This window comes from Microvirga tunisiensis (genome assembly GCF_009296175.1).
In the GTDB taxonomy this organism is placed as follows: Bacteria; Pseudomonadota; Alphaproteobacteria; order Rhizobiales; family Beijerinckiaceae; genus Microvirga; species Microvirga tunisiensis.
Genome location: NZ_VOSK01000126.1, coordinates 1 through 18,918 on the forward strand (window position 1 = coordinate 1; position 18,918 = coordinate 18,918).

At 63.4% G+C, this 18,918-nt stretch carries 20 protein-coding genes and 2 pseudogenes; 13 read left to right on the forward strand and 9 right to left on the reverse strand.

Annotated features, from left to right (window positions below; all coding sequences use genetic code 11):
• Positions 1-160 precede the first annotated feature (160 nt).
• The gene (locus FS320_RS23965; protein ID WP_162003198.1) at positions 161-595 is read right to left on the reverse strand and encodes a heme-binding protein; all 435 of its coding nucleotides are present in this window, start codon (positions 593-595) and stop codon (positions 161-163) included.
• 45 nt (positions 596-640) lie between these two features.
• Positions 641-1,867 (reverse strand): urate hydroxylase PuuD, encoded by a 1,227-nt coding sequence (locus FS320_RS23970; protein WP_152714437.1) that lies wholly within the window; start codon positions 1,865-1,867, stop codon positions 641-643.
• A gap of 202 nt (positions 1,868-2,069) precedes the next feature.
• Here FS320_RS23970 and uraH point away from each other — a divergent pair, with 202 nt between their 5' ends.
• The 6 genes from uraH (at position 2,070) to FS320_RS24000 (ending at position 6,354) form a co-directional block, all read left to right on the forward strand.
• On the forward strand, positions 2,070-2,423 hold the full coding sequence (gene uraH, locus FS320_RS23975) for a hydroxyisourate hydrolase (RefSeq protein ID WP_152714438.1): 354 nt from the start codon (positions 2,070-2,072) through the stop codon (positions 2,421-2,423).
• A gap of 2 nt (positions 2,424-2,425) precedes the next feature.
• Positions 2,426-3,868 carry an allantoinase PuuE gene (gene puuE, locus FS320_RS23980; protein ID WP_152714439.1) on the forward strand — a complete coding sequence of 481 codons (1,443 nt, stop codon included), beginning with the start codon at positions 2,426-2,428 and terminating at the stop codon, positions 3,866-3,868.
• Positions 3,869-3,940: 72 nt separating this feature from the next.
• Entirely contained in the window at positions 3,941-4,387 is a 447-nt protein-coding gene (gene lysM / locus FS320_RS23985) for a peptidoglycan-binding protein LysM (RefSeq protein ID WP_152714440.1), read from the forward strand.
• Between the two features lie 67 nt (positions 4,388-4,454).
• On the forward strand, positions 4,455-4,772 hold the full coding sequence (locus tag FS320_RS23990; protein ID WP_152714441.1) for a rhodanese-like domain-containing protein: 318 nt from the start codon (positions 4,455-4,457) through the stop codon (positions 4,770-4,772).
• A 136-nt stretch (positions 4,773-4,908) separates the two neighbouring features.
• A complete protein-coding gene (locus tag FS320_RS23995) occupies positions 4,909-5,346 on the forward strand; it encodes a c-type cytochrome (RefSeq protein ID WP_152714442.1) in 438 nt (145 codons plus the stop codon).
• A gap of 60 nt (positions 5,347-5,406) precedes the next feature.
• Complete coding sequence (locus FS320_RS24000; RefSeq protein ID WP_152714443.1) at positions 5,407-6,354, forward strand: cytochrome c; 948 nt, start codon at positions 5,407-5,409, stop codon at positions 6,352-6,354.
• Between the two features lie 212 nt (positions 6,355-6,566).
• On the opposite strand, the gene FS320_RS24005 is transcribed toward FS320_RS24000, so the two are convergent.
• The 3 genes from FS320_RS24005 to FS320_RS24015 form a co-directional block, all read right to left on the reverse strand.
• Positions 6,567-7,184: a helix-turn-helix domain-containing protein gene (locus FS320_RS24005; protein WP_152714444.1), complete on the reverse strand. Its 618-nt coding sequence runs from the start codon at positions 7,182-7,184 to the stop codon at positions 6,567-6,569.
• Positions 7,185-7,289: 105 nt separating this feature from the next.
• The gene (locus FS320_RS24010) at positions 7,290-8,222 is read right to left on the reverse strand and encodes an EamA family transporter (RefSeq protein WP_162003199.1); all 933 of its coding nucleotides are present in this window, start codon (positions 8,220-8,222) and stop codon (positions 7,290-7,292) included.
• Positions 8,223-8,332: 110 nt separating this feature from the next.
• Complete coding sequence (locus FS320_RS24015; protein WP_152714446.1) at positions 8,333-8,590, reverse strand: CBU_0592 family membrane protein; 258 nt, start codon at positions 8,588-8,590, stop codon at positions 8,333-8,335.
• A gap of 727 nt (positions 8,591-9,317) precedes the next feature.
• Here FS320_RS24015 and FS320_RS24020 point away from each other — a divergent pair.
• Both FS320_RS24020 and FS320_RS24025 read left to right on the forward strand, forming a co-directional pair.
• Positions 9,318-10,130 (forward strand): UDP-2,3-diacylglucosamine diphosphatase, encoded by an 813-nt coding sequence (locus FS320_RS24020; protein WP_152714447.1) that lies wholly within the window; start codon positions 9,318-9,320, stop codon positions 10,128-10,130.
• Complete coding sequence (locus FS320_RS24025) at positions 10,130-11,137, forward strand: glycosyltransferase family 4 protein (RefSeq protein ID WP_152714448.1); 1,008 nt, start codon at positions 10,130-10,132, stop codon at positions 11,135-11,137. The genes FS320_RS24020 and FS320_RS24025 overlap by 1 nt, the downstream gene beginning before the upstream one ends.
• 7 nt (positions 11,138-11,144) lie before the next feature.
• Here FS320_RS24025 and FS320_RS24030 read toward each other — a convergent pair whose 3' ends face one another.
• Entirely contained in the window at positions 11,145-11,645 is a 501-nt protein-coding gene (locus FS320_RS24030; protein WP_152714449.1) for a hypothetical protein, read from the reverse strand.
• 158 nt (positions 11,646-11,803) lie between these two features.
• On the opposite strand from FS320_RS24030, the gene FS320_RS24035 reads away from it, so the two are divergent.
• Positions 11,804-12,985, forward strand: a complete 1,182-nt coding sequence (locus FS320_RS24035) for an MFS transporter (protein ID WP_152714450.1) — start codon at positions 11,804-11,806, stop codon at positions 12,983-12,985.
• Here the strand turns inward: FS320_RS24035 and dgcA are convergent.
• Positions 12,955-13,937: pseudogene (gene dgcA, locus FS320_RS24040) on the reverse strand (N-acetyl-D-Glu racemase DgcA). The gene FS320_RS24035 and the pseudogene dgcA sit on opposite strands and share 31 nt — an antisense overlap.
• A gap of 81 nt (positions 13,938-14,018) precedes the next feature.
• On the opposite strand from dgcA, the gene FS320_RS24045 reads away from it, so the two are divergent.
• From FS320_RS24045 to FS320_RS24060, 4 genes are read left to right on the forward strand one after another with little or no spacing between them, the layout of a single operon-like run.
• Positions 14,019-15,167 (forward strand): ABC transporter permease, encoded by a 1,149-nt coding sequence (locus FS320_RS24045; RefSeq protein WP_152714451.1) that lies wholly within the window; start codon positions 14,019-14,021, stop codon positions 15,165-15,167.
• Positions 15,168-15,171: 4 nt separating this feature from the next.
• Positions 15,172-15,978, forward strand: coding sequence for an ABC transporter ATP-binding protein (locus tag FS320_RS24050; protein ID WP_404293828.1), 807 nt, complete (start codon positions 15,172-15,174; stop codon positions 15,976-15,978).
• Between the two features lie 2 nt (positions 15,979-15,980).
• Complete coding sequence (locus FS320_RS24055) at positions 15,981-17,558, forward strand: MlaD family protein (protein WP_152714453.1); 1,578 nt, start codon at positions 15,981-15,983, stop codon at positions 17,556-17,558.
• A gap of 24 nt (positions 17,559-17,582) precedes the next feature.
• Positions 17,583-18,257 carry an ABC-type transport auxiliary lipoprotein family protein gene (locus FS320_RS24060; protein WP_338105459.1) on the forward strand — a complete coding sequence of 225 codons (675 nt, stop codon included), beginning with the start codon at positions 17,583-17,585 and terminating at the stop codon, positions 18,255-18,257.
• A 104-nt stretch (positions 18,258-18,361) separates the two neighbouring features.
• On the opposite strand, the gene FS320_RS24065 is transcribed toward FS320_RS24060, so the two are convergent.
• The gene (locus FS320_RS24065) at positions 18,362-18,637 is read right to left on the reverse strand and encodes a pilus assembly protein (protein WP_152714455.1); all 276 of its coding nucleotides are present in this window, start codon (positions 18,635-18,637) and stop codon (positions 18,362-18,364) included.
• 139 nt (positions 18,638-18,776) lie between these two features.
• A pseudogene (locus tag FS320_RS24070) lies at positions 18,777-18,918 on the reverse strand (ATP-binding protein); the annotation flags it as partial.

Below are 18,918 nucleotides of genomic sequence, written 5' to 3' on the forward strand. Positions count from 1 at the left end.
CCCAACAGCTCCAGCACCAACCGCTTCAGATCGGCGTTCGACAGGCCATCAAGATCCGGGGCCGGTGACATGCAGGGGATTGAATCAGAATTGTCGCTGCGCCGGAACCCCGACCCGCCAGCTCAGCCCGGACTTTTGCCAATGTTACCCTGAGGAGGGCTCAGGCCCCCGCGTCGAACACCAGTCCGGCGGCCTCGATCCCGCTGGCCGCGGCGATTTCGTCGTTGTCGGACGTGTCGCCTGAGACGCCCACCGACCCCAGGATTGCGCCCTGTCCATCCTTGATCAGGACGCCGCCCGGAACCGGCACGAGCTGCCCGCCGACCGCATGAGTGGCCGAGGCCACGAAGTACGGCCGATCCACTGCCATCTTGTGAAGAGCCCGCGAGCCGACTCCGAGGGCCAGGGCGCCGTAGGCTTTGCCCATCGCGATCTCGGCCCGCTTCAGGCTGGTGCCGTCCTCCGACAGGAGTGCCTTGAGGGCGCCCCTTGCATCGTAGACGACGACGGAAAGCGGCTTGAAGGATTTTTCCCGTGCGGTCTTGAGGGTGGCTGTGGCGATTTTCTGGGCCGTTTCCAGGGTGAGTTCGGTCACTCGGTTACTCCATTGGTTATGGTTGTCGGTGGCGCGTGCACAGGGTCAGCGAGTGGCCGTTTCTTTGGCCGCCAGCCAGGTTGCCACGGCCTTGCGCTCGTCCAGGGTCATCTCGGTGATGTTGTTGGGCGGCATGGCGTGGGTCAGCACGCTCTGGATACGGATGATCTCCGCATGGCGGGCGATCTCCTCCGGTGTGTCGAGGCGAACGCCCTTCGGGGCGGTGGTAATGCCCTCCCAGACCGGCTCGCCCGCATGGCACATGGAGCAGCGGGACTGGATCGCGAGCACGGCCTCGTCGAAGGATGCCATAACGGCGGCAGGCGCCCCGTCCGCAGGAGCCGCGGCCAGATTGGCGTTCCCGGGCTTGCCGAGAATGGAGAGCCAGATCGCGAGCGCGACGGAGGCTGCGGCGACGCCCCAGGTCCACCAGGGCGATCCCTTGCCCGCGTGCTGCGAATTGAAGAAGTGCCGGACCACGGCGCCTGCAATGACGATCAGCCCGATGATGGCGACCGCATAGCGCGACGACCACGCCAGCGGGTAATGGTTCGACAGCATCAGGAAGATGACGGGAAGCGTCAGATAATTGTTGTGTGTCGAGCGCAGCTTGGCTTCCTTGCCGAGCTTTGGGTCGGGCGAGCGGCCCGCCAGGAGTTCGGCGACCACCTTCTTCTGGTTCGGGATGATGATGAAGAAGACACTCGCCGACATCCAGGTGGCGATCATCGCGCCCGTATGGAGAAAGGCGGCGCGGCCGTTGAAGACCTGGGTAAAGGCGAAAGCAGCCAGCAGGATATAGACGAAGAGTACGACGCCGAGGACGATGCCGTTCTTGCCCAGCGGCGAGCGACAGAGCCCTTCATACACGAACCAGCTCACCACGATGCCGCCGATGCCGATGGCGGGCGCTTGCCAGAACTCCAGGGCGCGGACAGCCGGATCGATGGTGTAGAGGTCGGCGTGAAGATAATAGACCCAGACGATGAGGAAGAAGCCGCTGATCCAGGTGGAATAGCTCTCCCATTTGAACCAGGTCAGTTCCTTGGGCAGTTCGGGCGGCGCGACGAGATACTTGCGCATGTTGTAGAACCCGCCGCCGTGAACCTGCCACGCCTCGCCGCCGACGCCTTCGGGCAGCCCCTCCCGCTTCTTCAGGCTGAGATCCAGATGGATGAAATAGAAGGACGAGCCGATCCAGGCGATCGCGGTAATCACATGGATCCAGCGGATGATCTGGCTGATCCATTCGGAAATTTGCGGGTCGAGCATGCAGCCACTTGGTCAGATAGAGACATCACAGCCTAGGGCCCGGCCCCCCTTGGCGGAAGGCCCATTCTGCCGATTTTTCAACAGGATCCCTGTCGCGTAAGCCCAAGACTTGTGCAACTAGACTTATGGATGCGCTTGACGGCGGAACTCGGTCCCGAAAGATTCCAACCGCCGAAGGACGCGACACCGACTGCGAGGCCTTATGGGACGCCTGTCCACCCACGTTCTGGATACCGTGAACGGCAAGCCCGCACACGGGGTCGCCATCGAGCTTTTCGCCATCGAAGGCGAGCAGCGCCGTTCAATCGTGCGAACGACAACCAATGCCGATGGTCGCACGGATGCGCCTCTGATGATCGGCGATGCGTTCCGCACAGGAACCTATGAGCTCGTCTTCGCGGTCGGGGGCTATTTCAAATCGCTCGGCACCGCGACGGCAGATCCGCCGTTTCTGGATGTCGTACCGGTCCGCTTCACCATCGCGGATCCCGACGGTCATTATCACGTTCCGCTCCTCGTCTCGCCCTGGAGCTACTCCACCTATCGAGGAAGCTGACCTTGCCTGAGACCTCCTATCCCCGCGACCTCGTCGGCTACGGCCGCAACCCGCCGCATCCGCGCTGGCCGAACGGGGCCCGGATCTGCGTCCAGTTCGTGATCAACTACGAAGAGGGGGGCGAGAACAACATCCTCCACGGCGACCGGGCCTCCGAGGCGTTCCTGTCGGAGATCGTGGGGGCGCAGCCCTGGCTCGGCCAGCGGCACATGAGCATGGAGTCGATCTACGAATACGGCTCCCGCGCCGGCTTCTGGCGCCTGTGGCGGATGTTCACCGAGCGCAACCTGCCCGTGACCGTCTATGGTGTCGCCACGGCCCTCAGGCGCAACCCGGAAGCGGTGGCCGCCATGAAGGAGGCCAATTGGGAGATCGCGAGCCACGGGCTCAAGTGGATCGACTACCGGGACTTCTCCGTCGAGGAGGAGCGGGCGCACATGAAGGAGGCGATCCGCATCCATACCGAGGTGACGGGCGAGCGGCCCCTAGGCTGGTATACGGGCCGCACCTCGGAGCACACGAACCGCCTCGTGGCGGAGGAGGGCGGCTTTCTCTACAGCGCCGATTCCTACGCGGACGATCTGCCGTATTGGGAACAGCATGGCGACCGGCAGCAGCTGATCGTGCCCTATACGCTGGATGCCAACGACATGCGCTTTGCGACCCCACAGGGCTTCAATTCGGGCGACCAGTTCTTCGCCTATCTCAAGGACAGCTTCGACACGCTGTACGCAGAAGGCGAAACTTCGCCGAAGATGATGTCGGTCGGCCTCCATTGCCGCCTCGCCGGCCGCCCCGGACGCGCCGCGGCTCTGGCCCGGTTCCTGGATTACATCGGTTCCCATGAGAATGTCTGGGTGGCACGGCGCATCGACATCGCCCACCATTGGATTCGCCATCATCATCCGGCGGATTTGAAGCCCAGCCGCATGGATCGGATGATATTCGTCGAGCTCTTTGGCGACATCTTCGAGCATTCGCCCTGGATCGCAGAGCGCACATATGACGCCGGGCTGACCACGGGGCAGGATACGACGGAGGGGCTTCATGCCGCCATGGTCAACGCGCTCTCGGAAGCAACCCGCGAGCAGAAGCTGGCGCTGATCAACGCCCATCCCGATCTCGCCGGACGCCTGAAGCTTGCCGATCTGACAGTCGATTCCCGCGGCGAGCAATCCTCCGCCGGGCTCGACAGCCTAACGTCGGAGGAGCGTGACCGCTTCCTGAAGCTCAACGATGCCTACCGGCAGAAATTCGGATTTCCCTTCATAATGGCGGTGAAGGGTCGCTCCAAGGACGAGATCCTCGCCGCCTTCGAGGAGCGGCTGGAGCATGAGACGGATCAGGAATTCGAAACCGCCCTCGTGCAAATCGAGTTGATCGCCCTGCTCAGGCTCAAGGATCGCCTGCCGTCGCTGGCCGATGTCTTTTCGAGCTTGGCCTGAGCGGAACCCTTGAGATGCCCACGCGTCTTCCTCCCAGCTTGGCCGTCGTGAGCCAGGCAGGCGGAGGACGATATGGGTCTGTTCAAATTCATCAAGGAAGCCGGTGCCAAGATCTTCGGCGGCAGCGCCGCCGCCGCGACTCCGGAGAAGCTGCAGCAGGAAGTTCAGGGCCACGGGTTCGATGCCACCAAGCTCGGAATCCAGGTGGAAGGCGACAAGGTGAAACTGTCGGGGCAAGCCACCAACCAGGAAGAGGCCGAGAAGATCATCCTTTCCCTCGGCAATACCTATGGCGTCGCCGAGGTCGATACGAGCGAGCTGCAGGTTCAGCAGCCCTCCGCCGTCTCGACCATGTATACGGTCCAGAAGGGTGACACCCTCTGGGAGATTGCCGAGAAGCATTATGGGAAGGGCAAAGGCGCGAAGTACACGGAAATCGTCAAAGCTAATTCCCCACCGGTCAAGGATCCTGACATGATCCAGCCGGGCTGGGTACTGCGGATTCCGCCTCTCGCCTGAACCGCGACAAGATTGCACTCCTCCCTGGTAAGCCGGTATGAGTGACCCGTCGCAGGGAGGAATTTTCATGAGTGAAGCGCCAAGAGTTATCGATCTCGACCGCGAGGCCATCAAGCAGGGGCTTCGTGAAGGCTCCTTCGTGCTGGTCGATGTCCGCGAACCGCATGAATTCGCCGCCGGACATATCCCGGGAGCCGTCTCGCATCCGCTCTCGTCCTTCGATCCGACCGCTCTGCCCGAGGACAAGCGAATCGTCTTTTCCTGTGCGGCGGGCGTCCGGTCGGTCCGGGCCATCGAAGTCGCGCAAGCGGCGGGCCGCGACATCCGCGAGCACTACAAGGGCGGCTTCAAGGATTGGGCCGCATCGGGCGAGCCTGTGGAATAAGGCGGATCCATCGGGCACCTCACATAGATGTGTTCTAAAGTGCAGTGCTCAAGCTTGAAGAGATATGCGCTAATGCCGGCCCGCTGACCCTGGTTCATTGGAAGACCCTCGGTCGCGCCCATGAGGGAAAGAACATATGAAGCGTACTATTTTCGTCGCCAGCCTTTTGGCGATTGGAGTGACGGCGGCCATCGCCCAGAGCAATGTCGTCGAGCAGCGTCAAGGCCTCATGAAGGAGATGGCTGCCCAGACACGGCCGATAGGCGCCATGATGCGTGGCCAGGAGCCGTTTGATCTCGCCAAGGTCCAGGCTGGATTGAAGGTGTTTGCGGAGAATCCCACGAAGTTCGTGGCTCTCTTCCCGGAAAATTCCAAGGACGCGCCGAAGACCGAGGCCTTGCCGACGATTTGGGAGAACAAGGCCAAGTTCGATTCCTATGGAACGAAGATGAGCCAGGACGCCCAGACGGCCATGACCACGATCAAGGACGAAGCGTCGTTCAAGTCGGAAATGTCGAAGGTGCTCCAGAACTGCGGCGTCTGCCACAACGAGTTCCGGAAGAAGAGTTCATAAGTCTTCTCAGGTTCATCGCGAGCGGCCCTTCCGGCCGCTCGTTTCGTTTTGGAGAGAGGGATGCGCAAGACAATCGTGGGTCTTCTGGTTCTGGCACTTGTTGGAGCGCTGGGCTTCTGGGGGCTGACCTCACCAGCGGCCTATGCCCTCATCCGCGGCAATGATCCGGTCTCTCCGACACCGCCTGCCGGTTCGATGCGCCAACCCAACCTGGAGAACGGCCGCACCCTGTTCTTCGCCGGAGGCTGCACCTCCTGCCACGCCGTGCCCAGTCAGGCCGACAAGCTGCGGCTCGGCGGCGGGTATGCGCTGAAATCGCCCTTCGGCACTTTCCACATTCCGAACATCTCGCCCCACAAGCAGGACGGCATCGGCTCCTGGAGCACGGCGGATTTCGTTCGCGCCATGCGCGAAGGCGTCTCTCCCGACGGACGCCACTATTATCCAGCCTTTCCTTATCCGAGCTATCAGCGGATGAACCCGGAGGATCTCGCAGATCTCTTCGCCTTCATCATGACGCTCGCGCCCGTCGAAGGGCGCGCTCCGGATCATGAGCTGCCTTTCCCCTATAACCTCCGCCGCGGTCTCGGTCTGTGGAAGCTTGCCTTCCTGGACGGGCAGGTCTTCCGGCCGGATGCGTCCAAATCGACGAGCTGGAACCGGGGAGCCTATCTGGTGAACGGGCCGGGGCACTGCGCCGAGTGCCACAGCGAGCGCAATGCTGCGGGTGCCATCATCGAGGATCGGCGCTTCGCCGGCGGACCCGATCCGGAGGGCCGGGGGACCGTTCCCAACATCACCCCTCATCCGAGCGGGATCGGAGGCTGGACGGCGGATGATCTCACGACCCTGCTGAAGACCGGCGAGACGCCGAATTTCGACACGGTCGGCGGGCCGATGGGAGCCGTGGTGGCCAATACGGCCCAGCTCCCCGATGCGGACCGTCAGGCCATGGCGGAATACCTGCTGTCCCTGCCGCCGAGGCAGGGCTTCAAGAAGCCTGAATAAAGAGGGCCCGAGCTTTGGGCGCTCAATCTCCCAAGAGAATTTTCCCCTCCTTCGTCATCACCAGCCTTGTGCCGGTGATCCCGATTGAATGAGGCGGATCGTTTCACAGGATCGGGATGGCCGGGACAGGCCCGGTGATGACGGGGAGGCTGTTACAGGCCCGGCCCGTTTCTCAGGACGAACGCTATGTACGAGATCCTGGCTGGAGGATCTCAATCCATCACGGCGGCCTTCAGGATGCAGACCATGGTGGCGCGGCCAGGGGCATTGCCGATACAGCGCACCGAATGGGGACGGTCGCAGCGGTAGCGCAGGCTTTCCCCAGCCTTCGCCTGCTGGGTCACGCCGCCGACCTCGACCTCAAACTCTCCGTCCAGGACGGACAGGCACTCCACGGAGCCGCGCTGATGGCTGTCGGAGTCGAGTACGCCACCGGGCTCGGACTGCACGTCGTACCATTGCAGCCACTCGATGGTCTTGAGCCAGCCGATGATGGCTAGGCGCATCTTGCCGTCCTCGGAGACGAGGATCGGGGTATCGGCCTTGGAGGACTTCTCGATGAAGGGCTCCTCGTCCCCGGAGGCGAGAACCCGCTCGATCGAGACGTCGAGGGCCTGGCTCAGCCGCCAGATGGTGGCAAGCGTCGGGTTGGTCTCGTTGCGTTCGATCTGGCTGATGATGGACTTCGCGACTCCGGATTGTTCAGCCAGCTCGGACAGGGACAGGTTGTAGGCCTTGCGCAGCCGCTGGATCGTCTTGCCCATGTTGCCGGACAGAACCTGTGCGCCCGACTCCAGGTCCCGGCTCCGCTCTTTGCCCTCGACACCCATGACTGCCTCTGTTCTGAAAAAGAGAACGTTCGTTCCTCAAAACGGTTGTGGGGTAATCGACGGAACGGGTCAAGCACCGGAGCGGTCGCGACGGTTCTTTTCGGTTCAGACACCGGGCCTTTGGGGGATAGCCTGAAGCTCCTTGGTCCGCAGAAGCCCGAGTTTATGCTCGCGCCAGACGATGAAAAGACCCGTCGCAGCGACGATGATCGCACCGATCAGCACGGTGACCGTAGGCAGGTCGTCGAACATGAACCAGCCGAACAGAAGCGCCCAGATCATGGTGGTGTACTCGAACGGCGCGATTACCGAGGTGTCTGCGAAGCGGTAGGATTGCGTGACCAGAATCTGCCCGACACCGCCCAGGATGCCGATGAGAATGAACAGGGCGAAGTCCATCGAATCCGGCATGCGCCAACCCAGGGCGATGGTGCAGAGCGACAGGCCGGATGCCATGATGAAGAAGTAGAACACGATGGCGCCGGTCTTCTCGGTTTGGGTCAGGCGCCGAACCTGGATCATGGCGCCAGCCGAGCAGAAGGCTCCGGCGAAGGCCAGCATCGCACCAAGGGTCGGTCCAGCGGTCAGGTCTCCGCCGAAGGTGCCGACCTTCAGGTAGGGCGACAGCATGATCAGGACGCCGACGAACCCGATGCCGACCGCTGTCCACCGATAGGCGCGCACCGTCTCCTTGAGGAGGAGCGCCGCCAGGATCACGGCAATCAGGGGCGAGGCATAGCCGATGGCGATGGCGTCGTGGAGGGGGAGATAGGAGAGGGCGGCAAAGCCGAGATACATCGCGCCCGTGCCGATGAACCCCCGCTTGAAGTGTCCGACGACGTTTTTCGTCCGCACGGCATTGATGAGGTCGCCCTCCCATTTCAGCCACAGCAGCAGCGGCAACAGCGCAAAAGCCGAGCGGAAGAAGACGATCTCTCCGACAGGATAGCGGGCGGCGAGCGTCTTGAGGGTCGCCGACATCATCGTGAAGACGACGGCGGAGATGACTTTGAGGGAGATCCCCAGAAGAGGTTTCACAGGTGGCGGGTTTTCACGGATGGCGTCGCTTTGATGCTGCAACCAACCACGGACGAGCCGCGTCGTGAACCCCCAATCGAAGCGAAAGCCCCTGCGTCCGACGCATGGGGTCAGGATCGGGCTGTTCTTGAGCGCTTGATGTGGGACCGTATGGAGCCCAGTGCCGTCAGCATGAGCCATGCAGATTGCGTGACGAAGGATGCCAAATTGAAGTCGAAGAACAACGAGTAAAGGATCAGTATTGCGCCCAACGCATTGAGAAGCGCGTAACGATTGTCCTCTACTTTCAGCGCGCCCAGTTGCAATAGCCCGTAGGCCGATAAATAGGCCGCAACACCAAACAGCCCAATAACGTCAGGTCCGTTCATCGACGATCTCCGCCCCGATCCGAAGCGAAGGCTCTAGGGCAAATCGATCCGTCTTGGAATCCGACTTTTTGGCTGACCCGAGAAGGAAGCTGGGAACAGGACAAAAGGACGGACGAGCCTTCCGGGACTGATATCCTCTCCCTGTCCTGCGACCGCCTTCGTCATGCTCTCCTTTGTCCTGCTCCCCCGTCATGGCCTTCCCGGACTTGATCCCGGGATCAGTCCCGGCCATCCCGCTTCCAGACCCATCGCCCTCATCCTGAGGAGCAGCCGTGAGGCTGCGTCTCGAAGGAGGGTCCGGAAGAGCCCTGAACTCCTCCTTCGAGACGCCGCTTGCAGCGGCTCCTCAGGATGAGGGCGAGAGACACGATCGGGATCACCGGCCCAAAATACTCTCTGCCGTCATGGCCGGGCCTGTCCCGGCCATCTCGATGCGGTGAGGCGCGGCGCCTTTCCAATCGGGATCACCGGGACGAGCCCGGTGATGACGGCGGAGGGGGCAGTCGGAGGATACGAAGGCCCAATGAAACCGCGAGCGGAACCGGGCGCTGGCTGTCCATCGGAATCACCGGCCCAGGGCCGGTGATGACGCCGCAGGTCGATGATCGGCCAGCCTTTGAGGCGCGATGCTTCGTGGCCGGCCGTCACAAATCTGCAGGAAAACCGTCATGGGGACGAGATGCGAATCCGGTTTGGCTATCGCTCAGCAAGCCCGCCGGAGGAGCCCATGGCTCAGGATGAGAATGCTGTGCGCGTACGGACGTTGTTCCTGTCGGACCTCCATCTAGGCACGAAGGGGTGCCAGGCCGGTGCCCTGCTCGACTTCCTCAAGACCTACGATGCGGACACCATCTATCTCGTCGGCGACATCGTCGATGGGTGGCGACTGAAATCGGGCTGGTACTGGCCCCAGGCCCACAACGATGTCGTGCAGAAGCTCATGCGCAAGGTCCGGAAGGGGGCCCGCCTTATCTACCTTCCCGGCAATCACGACGAGTTCCTGCGTGACTATATCGGGGTCAATCTGGGCGGCATCGAGCTTGCGGATTATGCGGTTCATGAAACCGCCGACGGCAAGCGCTATCTCGTGATCCATGGCGATCAGTTCGACCTCGTGGTCCGGCATGCCCGCTGGCTCGCGCTTCTCGGAGATGGAGCCTATTCAACAGCTCTGTTCATCAACACCTATCTCAACATCGTGCGGCGGCGGCTCGGCCTGACCTATTGGTCGCTCTCGTCCTGGGCCAAGCTGAAGGTCAAGAACGCGGTGAACTACATCAGCAGGTTCGAGGAGCTTCTCGCCGCGGAAGCCCGGCGCCAAGAGGCCGATGGCGTGATCTGCGGGCATATCCACCACGCGATCATGCACGATCGGTTCAGCGTGGCTTATGTGAATACTGGCGACTGGGTCGAGCCCTGCACGGCGGTGGTCGAGCACTACGACGGCTCCTTCGAGCTGATCCGGTGGACGGACCGCCAGCGTGAGCCGGCCCGCGATCAAGGTCTCGTCGACGTGAAGATCAGCGAGAGGGCCGCCTGATGCGCGTTCTGATCGCCACCGATGCATGGCGTCCGCAGATCAACGGGGTAGTGCGTTCGTTGGAATACATGGCGGCCGAGGCGCCGCGCTTCGGTGCGGAGGTCGTGTTCCTCACGCCCGAGCGCTTCCGCTCCGTCCCGATGCCGACCTATCCGGAAATCCGCCTGTCCCTGGTCATGCCCGGATCTCTCGCGGGAATCCTCGAGGAAACCCGGCCGACCCATGTCCACATCGCGACGGAGGGACCGATCGGGCTCGCCACGCGGTTGACCTGCGCGCGCCAGGGGCGGGCCTTCACCACGAGCTACCACACGCGCTTTCCGGAATACGTGGCTGCGCGGACCAAAATCCCGGAGGCATGGTGCTACCAGGCGCTCAAGCGCTTCCATCGGGCGGCCCGCGCCATGATGGTCAGCACGCCCTCCCTGGAGCGGGAGCTGACGGGGCGCGGCTTCGAGAACATCATGCGCTGGACGCGGGGCGTCGACACCGCTCTGTTCCGACCACGAAACGAACGGATCCTGGACGCGGCCGCACCCGTCTTCCTCTATGTCGGGCGCGTCGCCGTCGAGAAGAACCTGGACGCCTTCCTGAGCTTCGATCTGCCCGGCACCAAGGTCGTGGTGGGAGACGGGCCCTCACGCGTCGAACTCGGGCGACGATACCCGGAAGCCCGCTTCCTCGGCGCTCTCACCGGGGAGGATCTGGCGCGGGTCTATGCCTCCTCGGACGTCTTCGTCTTCCCGAGCCTCACCGATACCTTCGGCATCGTGCTGATCGAGGCGCTGGCCTCCGGCCTGCCGATTGCGGCCTTTCCGGTCACCGGCCCGCTGGATGTGATCGGCGCCTCAGGCTGCGGCGTCCTCGACGCCGACCTGCGGGTCGCCGCGCTTGCGGCGCTCGACATCCCGAGGGATCGATGCCGGGCCTATGGCGAGACCTTCACCTGGCACGAAAGCGCCCGGCAATTCTTCTCCAATATCGAGAAAGCCCATTCCGGGAGATAGCCTGCCCCTACATCAGGAAGGCGGAATGCGGGTGGAGATGCTGAGCCTTCTCACCCTCGAAAGGGCCGGTTTCCACAGAGACTTCCGTCCGGTCGATCTCCACCCGGCTGAGATCGATCATCCCCTGAATTTCGTTCTCCAGGCTCTGAAGCGTCGACGCCATGCGCCGGATGCGCTGCTCGGCCGCCTCCTGGAGTTCCGCCTCGGAGAGGGTGTTCAAGGGATCGTCAGCTTCCAGAACCGGAAAGGAGCGGACCTCCGCCTTGGTCTGCCGGATCGAGGCGACCAATTTCTCCAGGCAAGTTCTGAAGGGCTCGACCGTCCTGGCATCCAGGGGCAGTTCCTTCAGGCGGTCCACGGCCTCGAGAACGGCCTGCGTGTCCGCATTGCGGTTGCGCCTCGCATATTCCTTCAGGAACCAGCGGCCGCGTGCCGTCTCCATGACGGCCGCTTCGATAGTGTCGAAATCCAGATCGCCGAACGTGACGTTGGTCTCTTCATCGGGCATGGTGGCGCAATCCATCTCTGCCTGGTTTGATTCCTGTCTCCAACAGATGTGTGCAAAGTGCCTGCAAGCTCAACCCCTGCAAGGCCTTCAGGGGTAGTCTTGCACCGCGTTCTTGCTCGTTTGGCCCCGATTCTCGATTCCAGAAGACCACATTCCCAATGCATCCGCTCAAAGCTCTCGAATTCCGCCTGGGTGCGTTGCAGGCTGCCAGCTTCACCAGCCACGGGATGTATCTGCCCTTCTTCCCGCTCTGGCTGCAGAGCAAGGCGCTGTCGCCGACTGTGATCGGATTCGTGGTCGCTATCCCCATCATCGTCCGGATCCTGGCGACCGCACCGCTCCTGAGCCTGGCGGACCGGTCGTTCGGGGCACGCCGGCTGCTTTTGGCAAGCCATCTGGGGCAGCTGATCGGCTTTCCGCTCTTCCTGCTGACCGACAACAGCGTCACGATCATGGCCCTGGTGGCCCTTGTCGCCATCGCGCAGTCCTGCATCATCCCGGGCAACGATCTCGTCTCGACCAATGCGGTCCAGCGCCATCCGGGCCTGAACTACGGCCGGATCCGGGGCGCCGGCTCGGTGGCGTTCTTCATCACCAACATCGTGGGCGGGTATCTGGTCGGCGCCTTCGGGCCGGACATCGTGATCGTCGCCCTGACCCTCATTCCCCTCCTGGGCCTCACGGCGACGCTGATCGCCGTCCCACACGAAGTCCCCGAGCCTGCGAGCCCAAGCGAGGCTCAGACGGAGGGGACTTCGCCAAGGCTGTCCAGGATCCTGTGGCTGGTGCTGATTGCGGGAGCGGTGACTCAGGGGAGCCACGGCGCCCTGAACGCCTTCGCCAGCATCTACTGGCGCTCCATCGGCTTCTCCGACGAGGTCATCGGCTATTTCTGGGCGGCCGGAGTGATCGCCGAAATCCTGGTCTTCGTCTATCTGGGCCGCCATGTCGGCCGCAGTTCGGGCGTCGGGTTGATCCTGCTCGGGTCGGCCGCGGCGGTCATCCGCTTCACGATCATGTCCCTGCAGCCAGGGACGGAGGTCATGTTCGTGCTGCAGACCATGCACAGCCTGTCCTTCGCCGCCACCCACATCGGCACCATGGCGGCCCTGGCGACCCTCGCCCCCATGAAGGCGCGGGGAAGGGCGCAAGGGAACTACGGTTCGCTGGCCGCCCTGACGACGGCGGCTTCCACCATCGTCAGCGGCGTGATCTACAGCGAAGCGGGTGCCGGCGTCTTTGCCGCGATGGCTCCCCTGGGAGCCATCGGATTCGTGCTGATGCTGGCGGTGGTCCGCCTTCAGAAGGATCAACCCCAGAGGACGGGTTCCGGCGGGTAGACGATGCTGCCCTCGTAACGCAGGCCGGGCTCCCGGTCTTTCGCGAGGAGGAGCGGACCGTCGAGATCGACGAAGCGGGCGCGGGGCGCGAGCACCAGGGCGGGCGCCATGGCGAGCGAGGTGCCGACCATGCAGCCGATCATGAGCGAAAAGCCTTTGGCTTCCGCCGCATCGGCCAGGGCCAGGGCCTCGGTCAGCCCACCGGTCTTGTCGAGCTTGATGTTGATGATCTCGTAGAGGCCGACCAGCCGGTCGAGGCTCGCCCGGTCATGCACGCTCTCGTCGGCCAGGATCGGAACGGGGCGGGAGATGCGGCTCAAGAACCCGTCGGCCTTGGCGGGGAGGGGCTGCTCCACCAGCCCGTAGCCCTCATCGGCGCAGGCCGCGAGGTGCTGCTCCAGGTTCTCCTCGGTCCAGCCTTCGTTGGCGTCGGCAATCAGGGTCGCCTGGGGCGCTGCCCGGCGGACGGCCCTGACCCGCTCGATATCGCCATCTGGAGCACCGAACTTCACCTTGAGAATCGGTCGTTCAGCCGCCTTGGCAGCAGCCTCGGCCATGCCATCGGGCTGTCGAGGCTGATCGTATAGGCCGTGGTCGCAGGCGGCCACCGGGTCAGCCCTGCGGTCAGATGGGCGCGGATGCCGGAGCGCTTGGCGTCCAGGTCCCAGAGCGCGCAGTCGATGGCATTCCGGGCCGCTCCTGCCGGCATGAGATCCTGAAGCGCCTCCCGGCTCAGCCCTGCCTCGATCCGAGGCCGGATGGCTTCGATGGCCGCTGCCACGCCTTCGACCGTCTCCCCGTAGCGGGGATAGGGCACGCATTCTCCATGCCCGGTCGCCCCGTTCTCCGAGATCGTCGCCGTGACCACAACCGCCTCCGTGCGCGAGCCGCGGGCGATCGTGAATTTTCCGGCAATGGGGAAACGGTCGATGGAAACGGCGAGCTGGCGCATTCTCTTGGGCTCTCTTCTTAACTTCGTCTCGACTTGTGGCGCAATGACACGCTATCACCAAGCGGAATCAACGCCGAAGGGATGATCGTGGCGCAGAGCACCTTGGCTCGCGAGCCGGAAGTCGCAATCGACCGTGCCGGGGGGCAGACGACGGTCCGGCTGGCCGGTCCCTGGACGGCGCCGCATGCCGAGAAGGTCGAGGCCCTGACGGATGAGATTGCGACGGAAGCCGGCACCTTTCCCCTGACCCTCGATCTGGGCGGCGTCGGGCGTCTCGATACTCTCGGTGCCTGGACGCTCAACCGCACACGGCACGAGCTCTCCGCCAAGGGGCAGGTGGATTTCGCCAATGCGACGCCGGAGCAGAAGATCCTTCTCGACGAGGCGGCCTATCGCGATTTTCAAGGTGCGCCGAAGCCGCGGCACTCCCGTGCGGTCGATTTTCTCGTCGATGTGGGTCAGAGCGTTGCCGGGGCCGGCAGGGACATGGTCGGCGGCGTCGGCTTTCTGGGCGAACTCATCTCCGCTTTGCTGCGCGTGATCGTCCATCCCCGGCGCTTCCGCATCACGGCCGTGGTCAACCAGCTCGAGCAGATCGCCTATCGTGGCGTTCCGATCATCGTCCTGATCTCGTTCCTCGTCGGTTGCATCGTCTCGCAACAGGGTATCTTCCAGCTCGTGAAGTTCGGGGCCACCCCCTTCGTCATCGACCTCATCGGCATCCTGGTCCTGCGCGAGCTGGGCGTTCTCCTGACCTCCATCATGGTGGCGGGACGCTCGGGCTCGGCCTTCACCGCCGAGATCGGCTCCATGAAGATGCGGGAGGAGATCGACGCACTGCGAGTCATGGGTCTCGATCCCATCGAGGTTCTCATCGTCCCGCGCATCATGGCGCTGGTGATCGGTCTGCCGCTCCTGACCTTCATCGCCTCCATCGCGGCGCTCGTGGGCGGCGCCCTGACGACCTGGGTCTACGGCGAAATCAGCCCGGACATCTTCCTGACGCGCCTCAGGGCCGCGGTCAGTCTGAACACCTTCATGGTCGGCATCATCAAGGCTCCCTTCATGGCGCTTGTCATCGGCATCATTGCGACCCTGGAGGGGCTGGCCGTTGCGGGTTCCGCCGAGTCCCTGGGCCAGCACGTGACGTCTTCGGTCGTAAAGGCAATCTTCATGGTCATCGTGCTCGATGGCCTCTTCGCCATGTTCTTTGCAGCGATTAATTACTGACATGATGCTCGAACGGCGCCCCACCGAATCGCCGAATGACCGCGACGTGATCATCAGCGCTCGCGGCGTCGAGGTCGGCTTCGGAGACAGGACGATCCTGAAAGGCCTCGATCTCGACGTCTATCGCGGCGAGATCCTGGGCTTCGTCGGCGGCTCCGGTCAGGGCAAGTCGGTGCTGACCCGGGCCATCCTAGGGCTCGTGCCCAAGCGGGCAGGCACCATCGAGGTGCTGGGCCAGAACCTGGATGAGCTGTCGGCCGAGGAGCGCCGCCAGTTGGAGCGGCACTGGGGCGTGCTGTTCCAGCAGGGGGCGCTGTTTTCAGCGCTGACCGTGAAGCAGAACATCCAGGTTCCGATGCGGGAATACCTGCGCCTGTCGGACCGGCTGCTCGACGAACTGGCCATGCTTAAGATCGAGATGGTGGGCTTGAATCCGGATGCAGCCGACAAACTTCCCTCCGAGTTGTCGGGCGGCATGATCAAGCGCGCGGCCCTGGCGCGGGCGCTTGCTCTCGATCCTGAGATTGTTTTCCTCGACGAGCCGACTTCGGGCCTCGATCCCATCGGCGCTGGCGAGTTCGACGACCTTATTGCGACGTTACAGCGGACTTTAGGCCTGACCGTATTCATGGTAACTCATGACCTGGACAGCCTATATTCGGTCTGCGACCGCATAGCGGCTCTGGGCGAGGGAAAAATTCTCGCGGAGGGTCCCATCGAGGTGATGCTGGAATCAGATCACCCGTGGCTTCGCTCTTATTTTCATGGGAAACGGGCACGCGCGGTCATGGCCGGCGGCGCGCAAGGGTAACGATGGAAACGCGTGCAAACTATGCCTTGATCGGCCTCTTCACCCTGGCGGTGATCGCGGCTGCCTTCGGCTTCGTGTATTGGTTCTCCGGCGGCGAGCGGGGACAGGCCCGCCAGAGCATCCGCATCGTGTTTTCCGGTTCGGTCTCGGGGCTCTCGCAAGGATCCAGCGTGTCCTTCAACGGCCTGCGCGTCGGCGAAGTGACCGATATCAGCCTGCTGCCCGAGGACCCGCGCCGGGTCGTCGGCATCGTCCAGGTCGACGCCCGCACGCCGATCCGCTCCGATACCCGCGCCCGTCTGGAGTACCAGGGTCTCACCGGCGTCGCGAATATCGGTCTCTCGGGCGGCGAGCCGAGCGCTCCGCCCCTCGTGGCCGGTCCGGGCCAGCCCATGCCGACGATCTTCGCCGACCGTTCCGATTTCCAGGATCTCATCGAGACGGCGCGCAACATCGCCCGTCGGGCCGATGACGTGCTGGAACGGGTTGGGCGGGTCGTCTCCGACAACGAGGGCGCCATCAGCCGGACGATCCAGAACGTGGAGCGCTTCTCTCAGGCCTTGGGCGAGAACTCGGAAGGCATCGACCGCTTCCTGGCCCAAATCGGACAGGCCGCCGAGAAGGTCGGCCCTTTGGCTGAAAAGCTTGAGACGCTCGCAACCAATGTCGACGCGGTGGTCCGCGCAGTCGATCCGCAGCGCGTGACCCGAATCGTCGAGAGCGTCGAGGGCTTTTCCCAGTCCCTCGGCGAGAGCCGACAGGCCATCACCGATACCCTGCGCAACGCGGACAGCCTCGTCGCCCGTCTCAACGAGACCGCTCCCAAGCTGGACAGCGCCGTGGGAGACATTTCGAATATCGCAAAGGCCATCGATCCGGCGAAGGTCGGGCGCACCGTCGACAAGGTCGAGGAGGTGGCAAACTCGGTCGATGGCCAGCGTGTCGCCCGGATCGTCGAGAATACGGACAATTTCACGAGAGCGCTCGGGGAGAACCGTGAGGCGATCAACAATGCCCTTCGGGACGCCGCCAGTCTCATCGCTCGCCTCAACGAGACCGCACCCAAGCTGGACAATGCTGTCGGTGAGATCGCCGAACTCGCCCGCGCCATCGATCCTGCCAAGGTTGGCCGCACGGTCGACAATATCGATACGTTTACCCAGACTCTGAGCCGGCGAAGCCCGGATGTGGACAAGGCTATCCAGGAGGCACGCTCCATCACGGAGAAGCTGAACAAGTCGGCCGACCGAATCGACGGCGTTCTGGCGGGCGCCGAGAAGTTCCTGGGCTCGGCCTCCGGTGAATCCGGCAAGGGAGCCTTCGACGAAATCCGGGCCGCCGCCGTTTCCGTCCGGGAGCTTGCGGACGACCTCAACCAGCGGACCGAGGGCATCCAGGGTATTCTCGGCGGCGTCAACCGGTTCACGGAATCGGGCCTGCGGGAATACGAGGCCCTGGCGGTCGAAGGTCGCAGAACGCTCGGGGACATCAGCCGCGCGGTCCGCAGCATCGAACGTAATCCACAGCAGTTTCTTTTCGGTGGTCGTTCAAACCTCCCCGAGTATAGTGGACGCCGTTAAGTAACCAGTATGCGTGGATCCTCCGTGTCGTCCCCCCTGATCGATCGAGCCTGCCTGCTCCGGCGCGTTGCTCCGGTGCTGGTTCTGGCTGCCCTGACCGGCGCCTGCTCGTCGGGGCCGGCACCGGCAACCTATGACCTCTCGGCGCCGATGTCCCGGATCCGGGGTGCGTCCGGGGTTCAGGTTCTGGTCAACGAGCCTGCGGCCCTGCAGCAGCTCTCGACCCAGCAGATCCTGGTCAAGGATGCCAGCGGCTCCGTGTCGTTCATCGGAGGAGGGCAGTGGGCCGACAACCTGCCGCGCCTGATCCAGACCCGCCTGATCAACACCTTCGAGAATGCCTCGCAGCTCCGGGGCGTCTCAAGGCCGAGCAGCGGCGCCGTGGCCGACGTCCAGCTCATCTCCGAGTTGCGCCGGTTCGAGATCGCGACGCCGGACAATCAGGCGGTTGCCGAGATCTCCGTGAAGATCGTCAGCGATCAGAACGGCCGCATCGTGAATGGCCGCATCTTCCGCGCCAGCATCCCCGCCAGCGCTGTCGATGCACCGAATGCCGCCCGAGCCCTCGACGAGGCCCTGACCGTGGTCATGCTCGACATCGTGCGCTGGGTGAGCGGCAGCCAACTGCCGCGGCGCGAGGAGCCAGGCGATGCCGGTAGCCAGTCGCAGGCGCCCGGCAAGGAACAGGCTCCGACCTAGACGGCTTCAGGCATCAATCGGAAAGCCGTTAAGGCTCCGAGTTGCCCGGAGCCTTTTTGTTGGCCGTTCGGTCATTCCGCTGAAGTTGGTCTTATCAGCCCATCTCACTGTGCCGGAGGCGAACCGTCCGGGGAGGGCGAATTCGATGTCGGGAGCGTAATGGACAGCGATGTCGGAGACGAGGTGGCGCTGCCATTGAGATAACGCTTCGTCACCTTATCGACCCGTCGGCCATTTCCGGTGATGCGGGTGTCCGAGGCGACGCGTGGCCACGGATCGTCGATGTGCACGACTTTGTTGTGCGCTATCGCGTCTCCGGCCGATGCTGTGATCGTATCTCTGTGCTTCACGTAATCCGCACATGCGCCGAGAGCGAGCATTGGCAGCAATCCTGCACAGGCGATGAGAGAGAACTTAAGGTTTGACGATTTTCTTGCGGACACCTGTCAAGCGACACCGAGATTTACGAGATAAGGCGACATCCAGTTTTACGACGGCTCAAGCGTGAGCCCGCTGGAGAGCCTCCTCCAGATCCCGCAGGCGATAGCTGCGCCCCTTGATGTTGAGAACATGCGCTCGGTGCAGCAGGCGGTCGAGGATGGCCGTGGCCAGCACCTCGTCGCCGGCCAGCAGCTCGGTCCACTCCCGGATGCTCTTGTTC

Coding starts and splice junctions, on each gene's coding strand:
- FS320_RS23990 (WP_152714441.1), top strand. CDS start 4,455: ATGAGTGAAGCGCCAAGAGTTATCGATCTCGACCGCGAGGCCATCAAG.
- FS320_RS24035 (WP_152714450.1), top strand. CDS start 11,804: ATGCATCCGCTCAAAGCTCTCGAATTCCGCCTGGGTGCGTTGCAGGCT.
- FS320_RS24045 (WP_152714451.1), top strand. CDS start 14,019: ATGATCGTGGCGCAGAGCACCTTGGCTCGCGAGCCGGAAGTCGCAATC.
- FS320_RS23995 (WP_152714442.1), top strand. CDS start 4,909: ATGAAGCGTACTATTTTCGTCGCCAGCCTTTTGGCGATTGGAGTGACG.
- lysM (WP_152714440.1), top strand. CDS start 3,941: ATGGGTCTGTTCAAATTCATCAAGGAAGCCGGTGCCAAGATCTTCGGC.
- FS320_RS24050 (WP_404293828.1), top strand. CDS start 15,172: ATGCTCGAACGGCGCCCCACCGAATCGCCGAATGACCGCGACGTGATC.
- FS320_RS24055 (WP_152714453.1), top strand. CDS start 15,981: ATGGAAACGCGTGCAAACTATGCCTTGATCGGCCTCTTCACCCTGGCG.
- FS320_RS24020 (WP_152714447.1), top strand. CDS start 9,318: ATGGCTCAGGATGAGAATGCTGTGCGCGTACGGACGTTGTTCCTGTCG.
- FS320_RS24005 (WP_152714444.1), bottom strand. CDS start 7,184: ATGGGTGTCGAGGGCAAAGAGCGGAGCCGGGACCTGGAGTCGGGCGCA.
- FS320_RS24025 (WP_152714448.1), top strand. CDS start 10,130: ATGCGCGTTCTGATCGCCACCGATGCATGGCGTCCGCAGATCAACGGG.
- FS320_RS23970 (WP_152714437.1), bottom strand. CDS start 1,867: ATGCTCGACCCGCAAATTTCCGAATGGATCAGCCAGATCATCCGCTGG.
- uraH (WP_152714438.1), top strand. CDS start 2,070: ATGGGACGCCTGTCCACCCACGTTCTGGATACCGTGAACGGCAAGCCC.
- FS320_RS24065 (WP_152714455.1), bottom strand. CDS start 18,637: ATGCTCGCTCTCGGCGCATGTGCGGATTACGTGAAGCACAGAGATACG.
- FS320_RS24000 (WP_152714443.1), top strand. CDS start 5,407: ATGCGCAAGACAATCGTGGGTCTTCTGGTTCTGGCACTTGTTGGAGCG.
- FS320_RS24030 (WP_152714449.1), bottom strand. CDS start 11,645: ATGCCCGATGAAGAGACCAACGTCACGTTCGGCGATCTGGATTTCGAC.
- FS320_RS24015 (WP_152714446.1), bottom strand. CDS start 8,590: ATGAACGGACCTGACGTTATTGGGCTGTTTGGTGTTGCGGCCTATTTA.